This is a genomic window from Vibrio sp. B7, assembly GCF_963888765.1.
GTDB classification, from domain to species: Bacteria; Pseudomonadota; Gammaproteobacteria; order Enterobacterales; family Vibrionaceae; genus Vibrio; species Vibrio anguillarum.
In genome coordinates, this window is record NZ_CAWPKR010000002.1 from 49,761 (window position 1) to 62,082 (window position 12,322).

11 protein-coding genes are annotated in these 12,322 nt (G+C 45.6%); 8 read left to right on the forward strand and 3 right to left on the reverse strand.

Annotated elements, in window-relative coordinates; translation table 11 throughout:
* Positions 1-126 precede the first annotated feature (126 nt).
* The 8 genes from AACV32_RS01095 (at position 127) to AACV32_RS01130 (ending at position 10,132) form a co-directional block, all read left to right on the forward strand.
* Complete coding sequence (locus AACV32_RS01095; protein WP_170895577.1) at positions 127-963, forward strand: TauD/TfdA dioxygenase family protein; 837 nt, start codon at positions 127-129, stop codon at positions 961-963.
* Entirely contained in the window at positions 960-2,396 is a 1,437-nt protein-coding gene (locus AACV32_RS01100) for an FAD-binding protein (RefSeq protein ID WP_170895578.1), read from the forward strand. Before AACV32_RS01095 ends, AACV32_RS01100 begins: the two co-directional genes overlap by 4 nt.
* 76 nt (positions 2,397-2,472) lie before the next feature.
* Positions 2,473-4,215, forward strand: coding sequence for an L-tyrosine/L-tryptophan isonitrile synthase family protein (locus AACV32_RS01105; protein WP_170895579.1), 1,743 nt, complete (start codon positions 2,473-2,475; stop codon positions 4,213-4,215).
* 310 nt (positions 4,216-4,525) lie between these two features.
* Positions 4,526-5,104, forward strand: coding sequence for an aminodeoxychorismate/anthranilate synthase component II (locus AACV32_RS01110; protein ID WP_010318736.1), 579 nt, complete (start codon positions 4,526-4,528; stop codon positions 5,102-5,104).
* Between the two features lie 378 nt (positions 5,105-5,482).
* Positions 5,483-6,694 carry an aspartate aminotransferase family protein gene (locus AACV32_RS01115; RefSeq protein ID WP_026027324.1) on the forward strand — a complete coding sequence of 404 codons (1,212 nt, stop codon included), beginning with the start codon at positions 5,483-5,485 and terminating at the stop codon, positions 6,692-6,694.
* Positions 6,695-6,760: 66 nt separating this feature from the next.
* Positions 6,761-7,780, forward strand: a complete 1,020-nt coding sequence (astA, locus tag AACV32_RS01120; RefSeq protein ID WP_026028416.1) for an arginine N-succinyltransferase — start codon at positions 6,761-6,763, stop codon at positions 7,778-7,780.
* Between the two features lie 31 nt (positions 7,781-7,811).
* Positions 7,812-9,269: a succinylglutamate-semialdehyde dehydrogenase gene (gene astD / locus AACV32_RS01125; RefSeq protein ID WP_170895580.1), complete on the forward strand. Its 1,458-nt coding sequence runs from the start codon at positions 7,812-7,814 to the stop codon at positions 9,267-9,269.
* Positions 9,270-9,337: 68 nt separating this feature from the next.
* Positions 9,338-10,132, forward strand: coding sequence for a DUF1338 domain-containing protein (locus tag AACV32_RS01130; RefSeq protein ID WP_170895581.1), 795 nt, complete (start codon positions 9,338-9,340; stop codon positions 10,130-10,132).
* A gap of 103 nt (positions 10,133-10,235) precedes the next feature.
* Here AACV32_RS01130 and crp read toward each other — a convergent pair whose 3' ends face one another.
* The 3 genes from crp to AACV32_RS01145 all read right to left on the reverse strand — a co-directional run bounded on the left by crp (position 10,236) and on the right by AACV32_RS01145 (position 12,268).
* On the reverse strand, positions 10,236-10,868 hold the full coding sequence (crp, locus tag AACV32_RS01135; protein WP_010318741.1) for a cAMP-activated global transcriptional regulator CRP: 633 nt from the start codon (positions 10,866-10,868) through the stop codon (positions 10,236-10,238).
* 241 nt (positions 10,869-11,109) lie between these two features.
* Positions 11,110-11,979, reverse strand: a complete 870-nt coding sequence (locus AACV32_RS01140) for a phosphoribulokinase (RefSeq protein WP_010318742.1) — start codon at positions 11,977-11,979, stop codon at positions 11,110-11,112.
* Between the two features lie 82 nt (positions 11,980-12,061).
* Positions 12,062-12,268 (reverse strand): YheU family protein, encoded by a 207-nt coding sequence (locus AACV32_RS01145; RefSeq protein ID WP_010318743.1) that lies wholly within the window; start codon positions 12,266-12,268, stop codon positions 12,062-12,064.
* Positions 12,269-12,322: the final 54 nt, after the last annotated feature.

A 12,322-nucleotide genomic window follows, 5' to 3' on the forward strand; every position in this document is an offset into this window, starting at 1 on the left:
CAATCTTATAAATATCAATATTGTGTGAATATTTTTAATATTATCCAACCGAATTTTCGAAAATGATGGATGCAATGTTGTTTTATTTCTAACGTTTTATTAAAAATTAATTTAAAGGAACGGGTGATGAATTATCAGGTCACGAAGCTCCACCCTTTTGGAGTAAAAATAGAAGCAAATGGATTAAAAATTCCCATTAGCGAAGTACCAATAGCACTACTGCGTAAACTATTTATTGAGCATCAGTTGGTATTGATACGTGGATTTAAAGCCTTTGAACAGGCCGAGCAATTTGCGGAATATTGCGAGCAATGGGGAGAGATCAGTATTTGGCCATTTGGCAAAGTGTTAGATCTAATTCAAAAAGATCAGCCAAAGGACCATATTTTTGATAGTAGCTATATGCCGCTGCATTGGGATGGCATGTTCCGTCCTCAAGTGCCTGAATATCAGATATTTCAATGTGTTCAGGCGCCATTGCCAGCACAAGGCGGCCGGACGACCTTCACTCATACAAGCAAGGCGCTACAGAACGCAACCGAACAGCAGCGCTCATTGTGGCGAAAAGTCACGGGGCACTACCAGCGAGAGATGGAGTTCTATTGCAGTCACACCATTTCTCCCATTATTGCTCAACATCCCTATCTCTCACACGAGGTCATTCGTTACGCCGAACCGCATTTCGCTGAACGTGGCGATCTGCTAAACCCACCAAATGTGACCTTTAGTGGCATTGATAGTGAGCAAATAGCTGAGTTCCACCGTAGCTTACGTGACGCACTGTATGACCCTCGTCATTTTTATGCTCACGAGTGGCAAAATGATGATGTGGTCATTACGGATAACTTTAACTTACTGCATGGTCGAGAAAGCTTTTTATCGCATACCCCACGTCATATCCGTCGAGTTCAGGTGCTAAGCGATCCACCGTTTGATAACCCAAGTTTGGAGTCTTACCGATGAGTGATTGCCACACTGATATTATGATCGTTGGAGCAGGCCCTGTTGGGCTTATGTGCCACTATTTAGCGCAGCGCTGCGGTCTGAACTCACAAATTATTGATAAATCTAATGGGCCACTGGTGGTCGGACGGGCCGATGCGCTTAATGCTCGAACTCTGCAGTTACTTGATATCGTTGACTTATTTGAGCCACTTTACGTGCAAGGCAAACCCTGTAATACAAGTTCGGTATGGGCTAATGGTCAATTTTTGTCACGCCAGTCTCATTGGTGGACAGCGCTGCAAGGCTGCTTCTATCCTCACTTTCTGATGTTGGGGCAAGCACATATTGAAAAAGCGTTAGATAGCGCAGTCAAAGCGCAGAACGCGGCCGTGCGCCGTGGTTTATCTGTGGTCGATATCACTGTTGATGAGCAAGGCTGCGTGACGGAACTGAGCAGTGGCGAGCGAGTTCGTTCACGTTACGTGATTGGTGCAGACGGTGGGCGCTCTTTTGTACGTCAGCATTTTTCGATTCCATTTGAAATCGAGAGACCAGAAATTATCTGGGCGGTGATTGATGGTGTTATTGAGTCAGATTTTCCGAAAGTGCCAGAAATCATCGTATTTCAGGCTGAGACGTCAGATGTCGCCTGGATTCCACGTGAAGGTGATTTGGATCGTTTTTATATCCGTATGGACACCGAAGAGTTTACTCAGCAAGAGGTTATTGCGCGCATTAACCGAGCAATGTCGCCGCATTCACTGACGTTTAAGCAGGTTGAGTGGTTTTCTTATTTCTCGGTTAAGGAGTCTGTTGCAGAACGGTATGACCACCAGCAACGGGTCTTTCTAGCAGGAGATGCCTGCCATATACATTCGGTCAATGGCGGCCAAGGGCTCAATACCGGAGTTGCTGACGCGTTCAATTTGATCTGGAAGCTCAACATGGTGTTGCGTGGTCAGGCATCACCTACGCTGCTGGACAGTTATCAGGCTGAGCGCCAACCAGTGGCTCGCAGTGTGATTGAAAGCTCTGGTGCATTGGTGCGTGCAACTAAATACTCAGAACGAGGAACCCATGCGGAGGACTATGTACAAATCGTTGAACAGCGAGCTGGTAACATCACAGGTATGGGCATTGGGTATGGCAATGGTGGCTTAAACGGTTCTCGAGTGTATGACTTTGAAATGCATAGCGATCAGCAGAGTTGCCGCTTTTATCAATGGCTAGATTACCGCTCCTTTACGCTTCTGTTGACTGGCGATGCGGAGTTACCATCCGAAATTCCTCCGTTTGTGCGTTGCCTTCATCTGTACGATCAAGCGAAGCCTGGGCAGTATTGGAGTGAGAGTTCATTCTACCAGGGGCAGGCTTTACTGATCCGCCCTGATGGTTATATTGCGGCTTTCGCGTCGCTTGCGCACGCGGCTGAACTGTTAGCTGGCCTATAAACTTTTTAACCGAGAGTGAAGGCCGAGGGTTCTGCATCATTCCGTCAATGGTCTTCGCTTTTAATAAGGAAACACTATGCTTGATCATCAACAGCAGCAATGTGTGGATAATATTGCTTTTATTTTATTAGACCAATTATTAGCACAAACAGACGCCACTTTTACTGGGTATCAGAAGTTAAAAACGCAGATAGCTCAGTGTGTCATTGAAAACAAAGTCATTACATTATTACTACCCGCCTTTCCATGTAAAACGAATAACCTAGATAAGGTATTAGGTTATAAGCCTGACTTGGGTGAATATCGAGTTTTACAAAAATTTGTTAATGCCATTCGTGATATTCAATCTGTATATTCTCCAGGAGTGATGTTTTACATTTTTTCTGATTATCATACATTTTCTGATTATATTAATGTCGATTTAGAACATCACTACACTTATTCTGATGAATTACGGAATATGGTGGAAAATATGAACGCCAGTGATTGTCTCAAAATTATAAACTTTGAGCACTTCTCTGCGTTTGATGACTTAAATGAATATCAATATTTCAATGGATTAAAGCAGCGCTTTGGTGATGCGGAATATGAGCGTGATTTTGCACGTCTTAAACAGCATGATAATGCAATGCACCATACCTATCTGGGTTTGAAAAAATTCATGCATCAAGATCAGAGATATGCGCTTGCTCCGCTGAGTTATAAGAAACGACGTGAGCGACTAGCCCTTATGGCTAAAGGAATGATGGTGCAAGGACGTGCACTCGATAATTTCCTCAATACTCATTTGAGCCACGCTATTCGTCTCAGCATTCATGAACACCCAATGCAAGGCAAAAAATATTCGCTGTTTCTTTTTGATGAGCGATCGTTTAAGACACCTTGGCATACTTGTGTCTTATTTGATGCTTGCCGCGGAGAATTTATTATTGATACGCAGGCCAACCACAAACAACGTGAAGGCGTGATTATTCCCGTAATGCATCAAGGAACGCTGTGGTGTTTACTGCGTTTCAATATCGAAGACGCTAACGAGGCACAGTTGATGCGTGAGGTAAAAGCCACTCTACAAACAGAGCAGTTTGGCCTGACGTTAGAGTCACACCATGGATGCTCACTGACCGCGCTACCGCAGGCTCAAGTGAGCCAATTGGTGAAGGCGTTCTCTGCTGTCTGTTTAAAAGGCTTTGGCCCGTTGCCTCAAGCTTCATTTTGGTCTTCGTGGTTTGCCGGAAATCATGCTCTGCTTCCGGAAGAATATGTTCGGAGTAGTGCATTAGCAGAGCCCAGTTGGTACGGGCTCAAAACACCGTCAACGAGCATAGCGCGTCGCTATTCTTATGCTGACATGACTCCTGATGAATGGGCGATTTACTGTTCATCTGCTCCGCTGAAGGTTAACTTACTCGATGCCTCACTGGCTGCATTGTGTCTTAATGGTCAAGCAAGTAGTTGGCTGAAAAATACCATTGTGCAGTACGATGATACGGCTACTTATCCTGTGATTATGTCGGGGGATTGGGGAATGAATTTACGCTGGAGCCCATCATTGGCGAAGCATATATCGTCGTCGACTGAAATTGACAATATCAATCAAGTAGCCAATGCTTTAACTCCTATTCTTGAACGTTCACAAGTACAGCATGTGTTTGATTTACAACTTGGCGATATATTACTGGTGAATAACCACACCGTACTTCGTTATGGCGTGTTATCCGAAACAGAATTAGCGGTGCGTCAGCCTTATTCGGTAAATTCTCCTTGGCAGCCTCATAACAAACAACCAAGTAGTGAGCATTTACAAGAAAGCCCTGCTTAAATAAACGACATTTTTAGGAAATAAGAATGAAGAACCAAGTAAGCGGATTACTTGGTTTTATTTTTATCGATCATTAACTATGGGATAGATTTATTTTATCGTTGTTTCCGTTCTCTTATTCGACCATGCGATGAGAAGTGTTACTTTCAAATGAGAGCAAGTAAAATAATGATCACAACCGAACTGGCTACATAATGAACGAATGTGAAAATCGTGTATTTAGCACAGAATCGATAACTTCTTGCCTTTCCAAACCAGTATTGCACAATAGCGCCTCTCGCTGACTTTTACCCAGAGCGTTTTAATTCACATGCTACTTATCATCGATAACTACGATTCGTTTACCTACAACTTGTACCAATACTTCTGTGAGCTGGGAGTTCAAGTGACGGTGGTGCGTAATGATGAAATCGATATCGCTGGCATTGAAGCGCTCAGCCCAACGCATCTGGTGATTTCCCCTGGGCCTTGCACGCCGAATGAGGCGGGAATTTCACTGGCAGCGATTGAACATTTTGCGGGTAAACTTCCTATCTTAGGAGTCTGCCTTGGGCATCAAGCCATTGCGCAAGTGTTTGGCGGGCAAGTGGTGCGAGCCAAAAAGGTGATGCATGGTAAAACCTCACCGATCCAACACACCAACCGTGGCCTCTTTCTAGGGCTCAATAACCCGTTAACCGTTACTCGCTACCATTCGTTGGTGGTCAAAGCCGATTCTCTTGCGGACTGTTTTGAGCTCACCGCTTGGACTCAACAGGCCGATGGTTCGATGGACGAAATCATGGGTTACCAACATAAAACACTGCCAATTGATGCCGTGCAGTTTCATCCTGAATCAATTAAAACAGAACAGGGCCATCAGCTGCTCGCAAATTTTTTGCGCCGTTGAACCATTCTCAACCGGACTGCGATCACCTTTCTTAACATTTTCCTCATCATTTCTGCTGTTTTTTATCTTTGCAATATTATGCACCATACATCCTGTTGGAATGAGGGATGGCTTGTCGCCTCAAGGCCTTGTTGTACTTATTTATATTATTTATAAAAAAGTGCTTCATAAAAGAGGTGACTTAATGCATAAATAATCATAAGTAGTGACGATTATCGGTACTTCTGCCGATCTAAAAGAATAAATCACTATTGAAATGGTTAATAATTTGTAAATACAATGCTGCATTAGCTAAAAAGCAAAACAATATCTTCCACTCAAGCGTTTAATAGGAAGATCGCAATCTGCTTGGCATGCGGTATCAAGAGGGAATGTGTAATGACAGTGGAAAATAGTGTAGATCGCAGTCTGTTTGATGAGGTGATGGTCCCTTGTTATAACCCGATGGAAATGATTCCAGTTAAAGGGCAGGGCTCTCGAGTGTGGGATCAACAGGGTCATGAATACATCGACTTTGCTGGCGGTATTGCAGTGAGTTGTTTGGGCCATTGCCATCCGGCGATGGTTGATGCGATCACCAAGCAAGCCAATAAGTTGTGGCATCTCAGTAACGTGATGACTAATGAGCCTGCTTTGCGCTTGGCGAAAAAATTAACGCAAGTCAGTTTTGCTGAAAAGGTGTTTTTTGCTAACTCCGGCGCGGAAGCTAATGAAGCGGCGCTCAAACTGGCGCGTCGCTGGGCCGCTGATGTCCATGGTGAACAAAAATCAGAAATCATCGCCTTTAACCAAGGCTTCCACGGCCGCACTTTCTTTACAGTGACGGTCGGGGGGCAAGCGACTTATTCCGATGGATTTGGTCCTAAACCTGCGGATGTTACCCACCTACCGTATAACGATATTGAAGCGTTGCAAGCACACATCTCTGATCGCACTTGTGCGGTAATGATGGAACCCTTGCAAGGCGAGGGTGGCATTGTGTCGCCTTCTGCTGAGTTTGTCCAAGCCGTGCGTGAATTGTGCAATAAGCACAACGCCCTGTTGATCTTTGATGAAGTGCAAACCGGTAATGGCCGCACTGGTGAGTTCTATGCTTATCAAGGATTGGGCGTCACGCCGGATATTTTAAGTACCGCGAAATCACTCGGTGGCGGCTTCCCTATTGGCGCTATGCTCACCACAAACGAATTAGCCGCGCATTTTAAAGTGGGCACTCACGGTTCGACTTATGGTGGCAACCCACTGGCTTGCGCGGTAGCAGAAGCGGTAGTTAATGTGGTTAGCCAGCCAGAAACCTTGGCTGGCGTGAAAGAGCGTGAAGCGCTCTTTCGTGAAGGATTGGCTAACATTAATGAGAAGTACCACATTTTTAGTGAAATCCGTGGTAAAGGTCTACTGCTTGGCGCGGCATTAAATGAGCAGTGGCAAGGTCGCGCTCGCGATATCCTACAAGCCGCGGGCAAGCAAGGTTTACTGGTGTTGGTTGCGGGTATGAACGTGGTTCGTATGACGCCTTCATTAGTGATCACCAAACAAGAAATAGAAGAAGGCTTAGCAAGATTAGATAAAGCTATTGCATCACTCATGTAGTGAAAAAGCCTAGCAGCCCAAGGTAGGATGCCTTGGGCCACTTCAAGCATCTGGAGGGAAGTATTGATGCTAGTTGTTCGCCCTATCGCAATGTCGGACTACGATGCGCTACACACATGCGCTATTGAATCCGGTCACGGGTTTACATCACTACCCGTGAATGAAAAGCTCTTAACCAACCGTATTACTCATTCTGAATACAGCTTCGCTAAACCCGACGTCTCAGAGCCAGGAGATGAAGGTTACCTGATGGTCGGTTTTGATTCTGAAACCGGTGAGGTAGCAGGGACGACTGGCGTTGAGGCATCGATTGGCCATGACGTACCATTTTATTCTTATCACATCAGCACGATAGTGCATTCGTCGCCTAAGCTGAAGGTCAACAATACCGTCAAGTTGCTTACTTTTGGCAATAACTACACTGGATGCAGTGAAATTTGTACGCTTTTTTTACGTCCAGATTTTCGTCAAGGGTTGAATGGGCGTTTGATGTCGAAATGCCGTTTTCTGATGATGGCGGAACACCCACATCGTTTTTCTAAAACCATCTTTGCTGAAATGCGTGGTGTGTCTGATGCCGAAGGCAACTCGCCCTTTTGGCAATGGCTGCAAGAGCATTTTTTCTCGATTGATTTTACTATGGCTGATTATTTAACCGGCATTGGTAAAAAAGGGTTTATTGCTGATCTGATGCCCAAACTGCCGATTTACGTCAACTTATTGAGTAAAGAGGCACAGGCGGTGATTGGTCAAGTGCATGACAATACCCGTCCAGCGTTAACGCTACTCGAGCGCGAAGGATTCACCTGCCGTAACTATGTAGACATTTTTGATGCAGGTCCAACGGTTGAGTGCGATTTGCGCAATATCGAATCCGTACGTCACTCGGTGCGAGCTAAAGTGGAAGTGGCCGAGCATTCAAGCTCGCAAGATTATCTTATCTGCAATAGCTCGTTTGAAAACTTTCGTGCTACTGCTGCAAAAGGTGCTTATAACCGCGAAACGGAAACGGTGATCATCTCACCTAAAGTGGCGCAAGCTCTATTGGTTGATAGTGGTGATTTTGTTCGAATTTTGGCGCAGTAAAATAGGCACATTGGAAGGTAAGGATTAACAGATGACTCAGTGGATTGCAGGTGAATGGTTAGCTGGACAAGGCGAGACAATGCTTTCGCTTAGTCCCTATAACAATGAGACGATTTGGCAGGGCGATAGCGCCACACCCGCGCAAGTAGAAGCTGCGGTAACGGCGGCAAGAGTCGCATTTATAGAGTGGAAAAAACGTCCTTTTGTTGAGCGTGAGCAATATGTATTAGCCTTCGCTGAAAAAGTGAAACAGTGCAGTGAAGAGCTTGCACAGGTCATCGCCAAAGAGACAGGAAAGCCACTTTGGGAAACGCGTACTGAAGCGGCAGCGGTGGCGGGTAAAATCGCTATATCCATTCGAGCTTATCATGATCGCACTGGTGAAAACACACGCGAAGCAGCGGGTAATCAACTGGTATTGCGTCATCGTCCATTGGGCGTTCTTGCGGTTTTTGGTCCGTATAATTTCCCTGCCCACCTGCCGAATGGTCATATTGTGCCTGCACTTTTAGCGGGTAATACGGTTGTGTTTAAACCTTCAGAGCAGACTCCGTGGACTGGTGAGTTTGTGATGAAATTGTGGCAAGAAGCAGGCCTACCTGCGGGTGTACTTAACCTAGTGCAGGGCGCGAAGGAAACGGGTATTGCGCTTGCTCAGGCCAAAGGCATTGATGGCCTTCTTTTTACTGGCAGCGCCAATACAGGTCATTTACTCCATCGCCAGTTTGCTGGGCAGCCGGGGAAAATGCTGGCTTTAGAAATGGGCGGTAACAACCCAATGGTTATCTCTAAGCAGTATGGCGAGCTTGATGCGGCAGTGTATACCATTATTCAATCCGCATTTTTAAGTGCAGGCCAGCGGTGTACCTGTGCGCGGCGTCTTTATGTTCCAGAGGGAAATGAAGGCGATCGATTGCTTGAAAAGCTGGTCAGTGCCACTCAAAAATTGCGTATTGATCACCCCTTTGCTGAGCCAGCACCTTTTATGGGGCCACAAATATCACAAGCGGCGGCGCAGTTCATTCTTGCTGCTCAGGACAATTTACGCGCCTTGGGTGGCGTCAGCTTGCTGGCCGCGACACCTTTGCAGGCGGCGTTTGTCACTCCGGGCATTATTGATGTCACCGCAGTTAGCCAATTGCCTGATGAAGAGTATTTCGGACCATTGTTACAAGTCGTGCGTTACCAAAGCTTAGAGCAAGCGGTACAACTGGCTAATGAAACTCGCTTTGGTTTATCGGCAGGCTTAGTGTCGACCAATGATGCCGAATGGGACTACTTTGTCGATCATATCCGCGCTGGCATTGTAAATCGTAATCGACAATTAACCGGAGCCAGTGGTGATGCACCGTTTGGTGGGCCGGGAGCGTCGGGAAATTTAAGACCAAGCGCCTATTACGCGGCCGATTACTGCGCATACCCAATGGCATCAATGGAAGGTCGTTCGACTGAACTGCCTGCCACGCTCAGCCCTGGGGTTGAGCTATAGCAGTAAACTTTATCTAAAACCCCATGCCTACTAGCATGGTTTAAACCGAGCACAGACAAGGAGGCGTTATGACGCCAACCGTTTTATTTCAATCATTATGGAATGACTACATTCAGCGCCTTTGCCCTTCTGCCGACAAAGTCCATCACTTGCTTCAAGAAGACGAAGCGTTGATTAATGACCATATTGCGTTGCGAACCTTCAATGTTGCGCCATTAGGTATTGAAACGCTGGCTAAGCCTTTTCTTGCCTTAGGCTACGTTGCCTGTGGTGATTATGTGTTTGAAAGTAAGAAGCTGGTAGCGAAGCACTATGAACACCCTGATCCGACCCAGCCTAAAGTATTCATAAGCGAGCTGAAAGTGGAAGAGTGCTCACCTGTGCTCCAAGCCATTGTGGAGAAGCTGGTACATCAAGTCGATAACAATAAATTAAACAGCAGTGACTTTTTATATGGCGGTCGCCTGTGGCAACTAAGCTACAGCGATTATTTGCAGCTTGCCAATGAGAGTGAATATGCCGCTTGGTTAGCGGCGCATGGCTATGGCGCAAACCATTTCACTGTTAGTGTTAATCAACTGCAGGCGTTTAATGAAGTGAAAGCGGTTAATGATCACTTACGCCAAGCGGGTTTTACCATCAATGAAAATGGTGGAGAAGTGAAAGGTACACCTGATGTGCTGCTTGAGCAGTCGTCGACCATGGCCGATAAAGTACCGGTGCAATTTACGGAAGGGGTGGAGGTGATTCCCGGTGGATTCTATGAATTTGCCAAACGCTATCCAATGGCTAACGGTGAACTCTATAGCGGTTTTGTGGCGGCCTCTGCAGATAAGATATTTGAAAGTACAGACATGCAATAGCCTCTCATCTTTTTACTTTCGTATCGAAATATCGCCAAAGAAAAAGCCACCTGAGTTCCCCAAGGTGGCTTTATGCATTCAGTCTCAATCATTTTGATTGAAATTAACGAGTTCCGTACACCACGATAGTTTTACCGTGGGCAGAAATTAAATTCTGCTCTTCGAGCATCTTCAAAATACGTCCCACAGTTTCACGAGAACAGCCTACAATTTGGCCGATCTCTTGACGGGTGATTTTGATTTGCATGCCATCTGGGTGCGTCATTGCATCAGGTTGTTTCGCTAGGTTGAGTAGCGTTTGTGCAATACGACCCGTCACGTCTAGGAAGGCTAAATCACCCACTTTTTGACTGGTGACTTGTAGACGTCGAGAAATTTGTGCAGACAGACGCATTAAGATGTCTGGGTTCACTTGGATAAGCTGACGGAATTTCTTAAATGAAATTTCCGCAACTTCACAAGGAGATTTTGCACGAACCCAAGCAGTACGCTCTTGGTCTTCTTCGAATAGACCAAGTTCACCGATAAAGTCACCTTGGTTTAGGTAAGAGAGGATCATCTCTTTACCTTCTTCGTCTTTAATCAATACCGCTACCGAGCCTTTGACGATGTAGTACAGCGTCTCTGCTTTTTCGCCCGCATGAATCAACGTGCTTTTCGATGGGTATTTATGAATATGACAGTGTGAAAGAAACCACTCTAGTGTTGGATCGGTTTGAGGTTTACCTAGAACCATAATATCTCACTTCCTCTGCAGGGTACGCTTGCCGCTTTCCATATTGTAGCTAAGCCTAAAATAAGCTTACTAGGATAAGAGCACTTTCCAAATGCTGCAAGCTAACTTGTGTTTCGGTTAAGGATAGTATCCTTTTTCAGAAACGATTTCTTGATTTTAATCGTGTCAGTGGCATGATTTTTTAAGCAAAAATGTGCACATGATCACGGTATGAAAAGTAACCGTCAACTTGTCCGATCACTTAGCCAATTTTACCTGTTTCAATCAATTGCTGCAGGATCGGTCTGACGATCAATTCCATCGCAAAACTCATCTTGCCACCCGGTACCACAATGGTGTTGTGGCGCGACATAAAAGAGCCATCAATCATGGCGAGCAAATAGGGGAAATCAACATTCTTTATGCCGCGCAGGCGGATCACGACGAAGCTTTCATCCAAACTAGGGATGCCCTTGGCGTTAAGTGGGTTTGAAGTATCAACCGTCGGTACCCGTTGGAAGTTGATGTGAGTTCGTGAGAATTGGGGGGTGATGTAATTGAGGTAATCATCCATCGAACGGACGATGGAATCCATCACCGCTTCACGTGAATGGCCTCGATCACGAGTATCACGCACGTACTTTTGTATCCACTCAAGGTTAACGATTGGCACCATGCCTATCAAAAAATCGACATGCTGCGCGACGTTTACATCGCCATCGACTACACCGCCATGCAGACCTTCGTAAAACATCACATCCGAGTTTTCCGGTAAATCTTGCCAAGGAGTAAAGGTGCCGGGCATTTGATTGTAGGGCACAGCTTCGTCAAAAGAGTGTAGATAGCGGCGAACTTGGCCTGTGCCTAATTTCCCATATTGGCGGAAAAATTCTTCCAATGCAGGAAAATCATTGGCTTGTGGACCAAAGTAACTGATGTGCTTCCCTTGTTCGCGCGCTTTACGAATTTCCACATCCATTTCTGGCCGTGTAAAACGATGGAAGCTATCCCCTTCAACCCATGCTGGTTTAATGTTCATCATATTGAACATTTTGCGAAAGGCTTCTGAGGTCGTAGTTGTACCGGCACCGGACGAGCCGGTGACAGCGATAATTGGATGTTTTGCTGACATGACAAACCCTGTCTGTATGTAACGTACTTGTTATCGATGGCTGCAATATAGCACGAAAAGAGTAGATTGTTTTGAGCTGAAATTATTTACGCAATTGAATATCCACACTTTCATGCAACTCAGAATAGACGATGATCGCCTCCCCTGTTGCGAGCTGTTTCTTTATTTGCTCGATTTTTTGCTGCAATGGTACTTCCTGCTCTCCGTAATCAGTACCTTCGCGTAATACAAACGTTTCAATCAAATTATCCAGTGTTTCAGGCGCAATGTGCTGCCAAGGAATAAGCATGACGACCTCTTAAACTGTCATGGAGAAAAGGGTATCGATTTAAAGCGATATGTG

Coding starts and splice junctions, on each gene's coding strand:
- AACV32_RS01115 (WP_026027324.1), top strand. CDS start 5,483: ATGACAGTGGAAAATAGTGTAGATCGCAGTCTGTTTGATGAGGTGATG.
- astA (WP_026028416.1), top strand. CDS start 6,761: ATGCTAGTTGTTCGCCCTATCGCAATGTCGGACTACGATGCGCTACAC.
- crp (WP_010318741.1), bottom strand. CDS start 10,868: ATGGTTCTAGGTAAACCTCAAACCGATCCAACACTAGAGTGGTTTCTT.
- AACV32_RS01100 (WP_170895578.1), top strand. CDS start 960: ATGAGTGATTGCCACACTGATATTATGATCGTTGGAGCAGGCCCTGTT.
- AACV32_RS01095 (WP_170895577.1), top strand. CDS start 127: ATGAATTATCAGGTCACGAAGCTCCACCCTTTTGGAGTAAAAATAGAA.
- AACV32_RS01105 (WP_170895579.1), top strand. CDS start 2,473: ATGCTTGATCATCAACAGCAGCAATGTGTGGATAATATTGCTTTTATT.
- astD (WP_170895580.1), top strand. CDS start 7,812: ATGACTCAGTGGATTGCAGGTGAATGGTTAGCTGGACAAGGCGAGACA.
- AACV32_RS01145 (WP_010318743.1), bottom strand. CDS start 12,268: ATGCTTATTCCTTGGCAGCACATTGCGCCTGAAACACTGGATAATTTG.
- AACV32_RS01140 (WP_010318742.1), bottom strand. CDS start 11,979: ATGTCAGCAAAACATCCAATTATCGCTGTCACCGGCTCGTCCGGTGCC.
- AACV32_RS01130 (WP_170895581.1), top strand. CDS start 9,338: ATGACGCCAACCGTTTTATTTCAATCATTATGGAATGACTACATTCAG.
- AACV32_RS01110 (WP_010318736.1), top strand. CDS start 4,526: ATGCTACTTATCATCGATAACTACGATTCGTTTACCTACAACTTGTAC.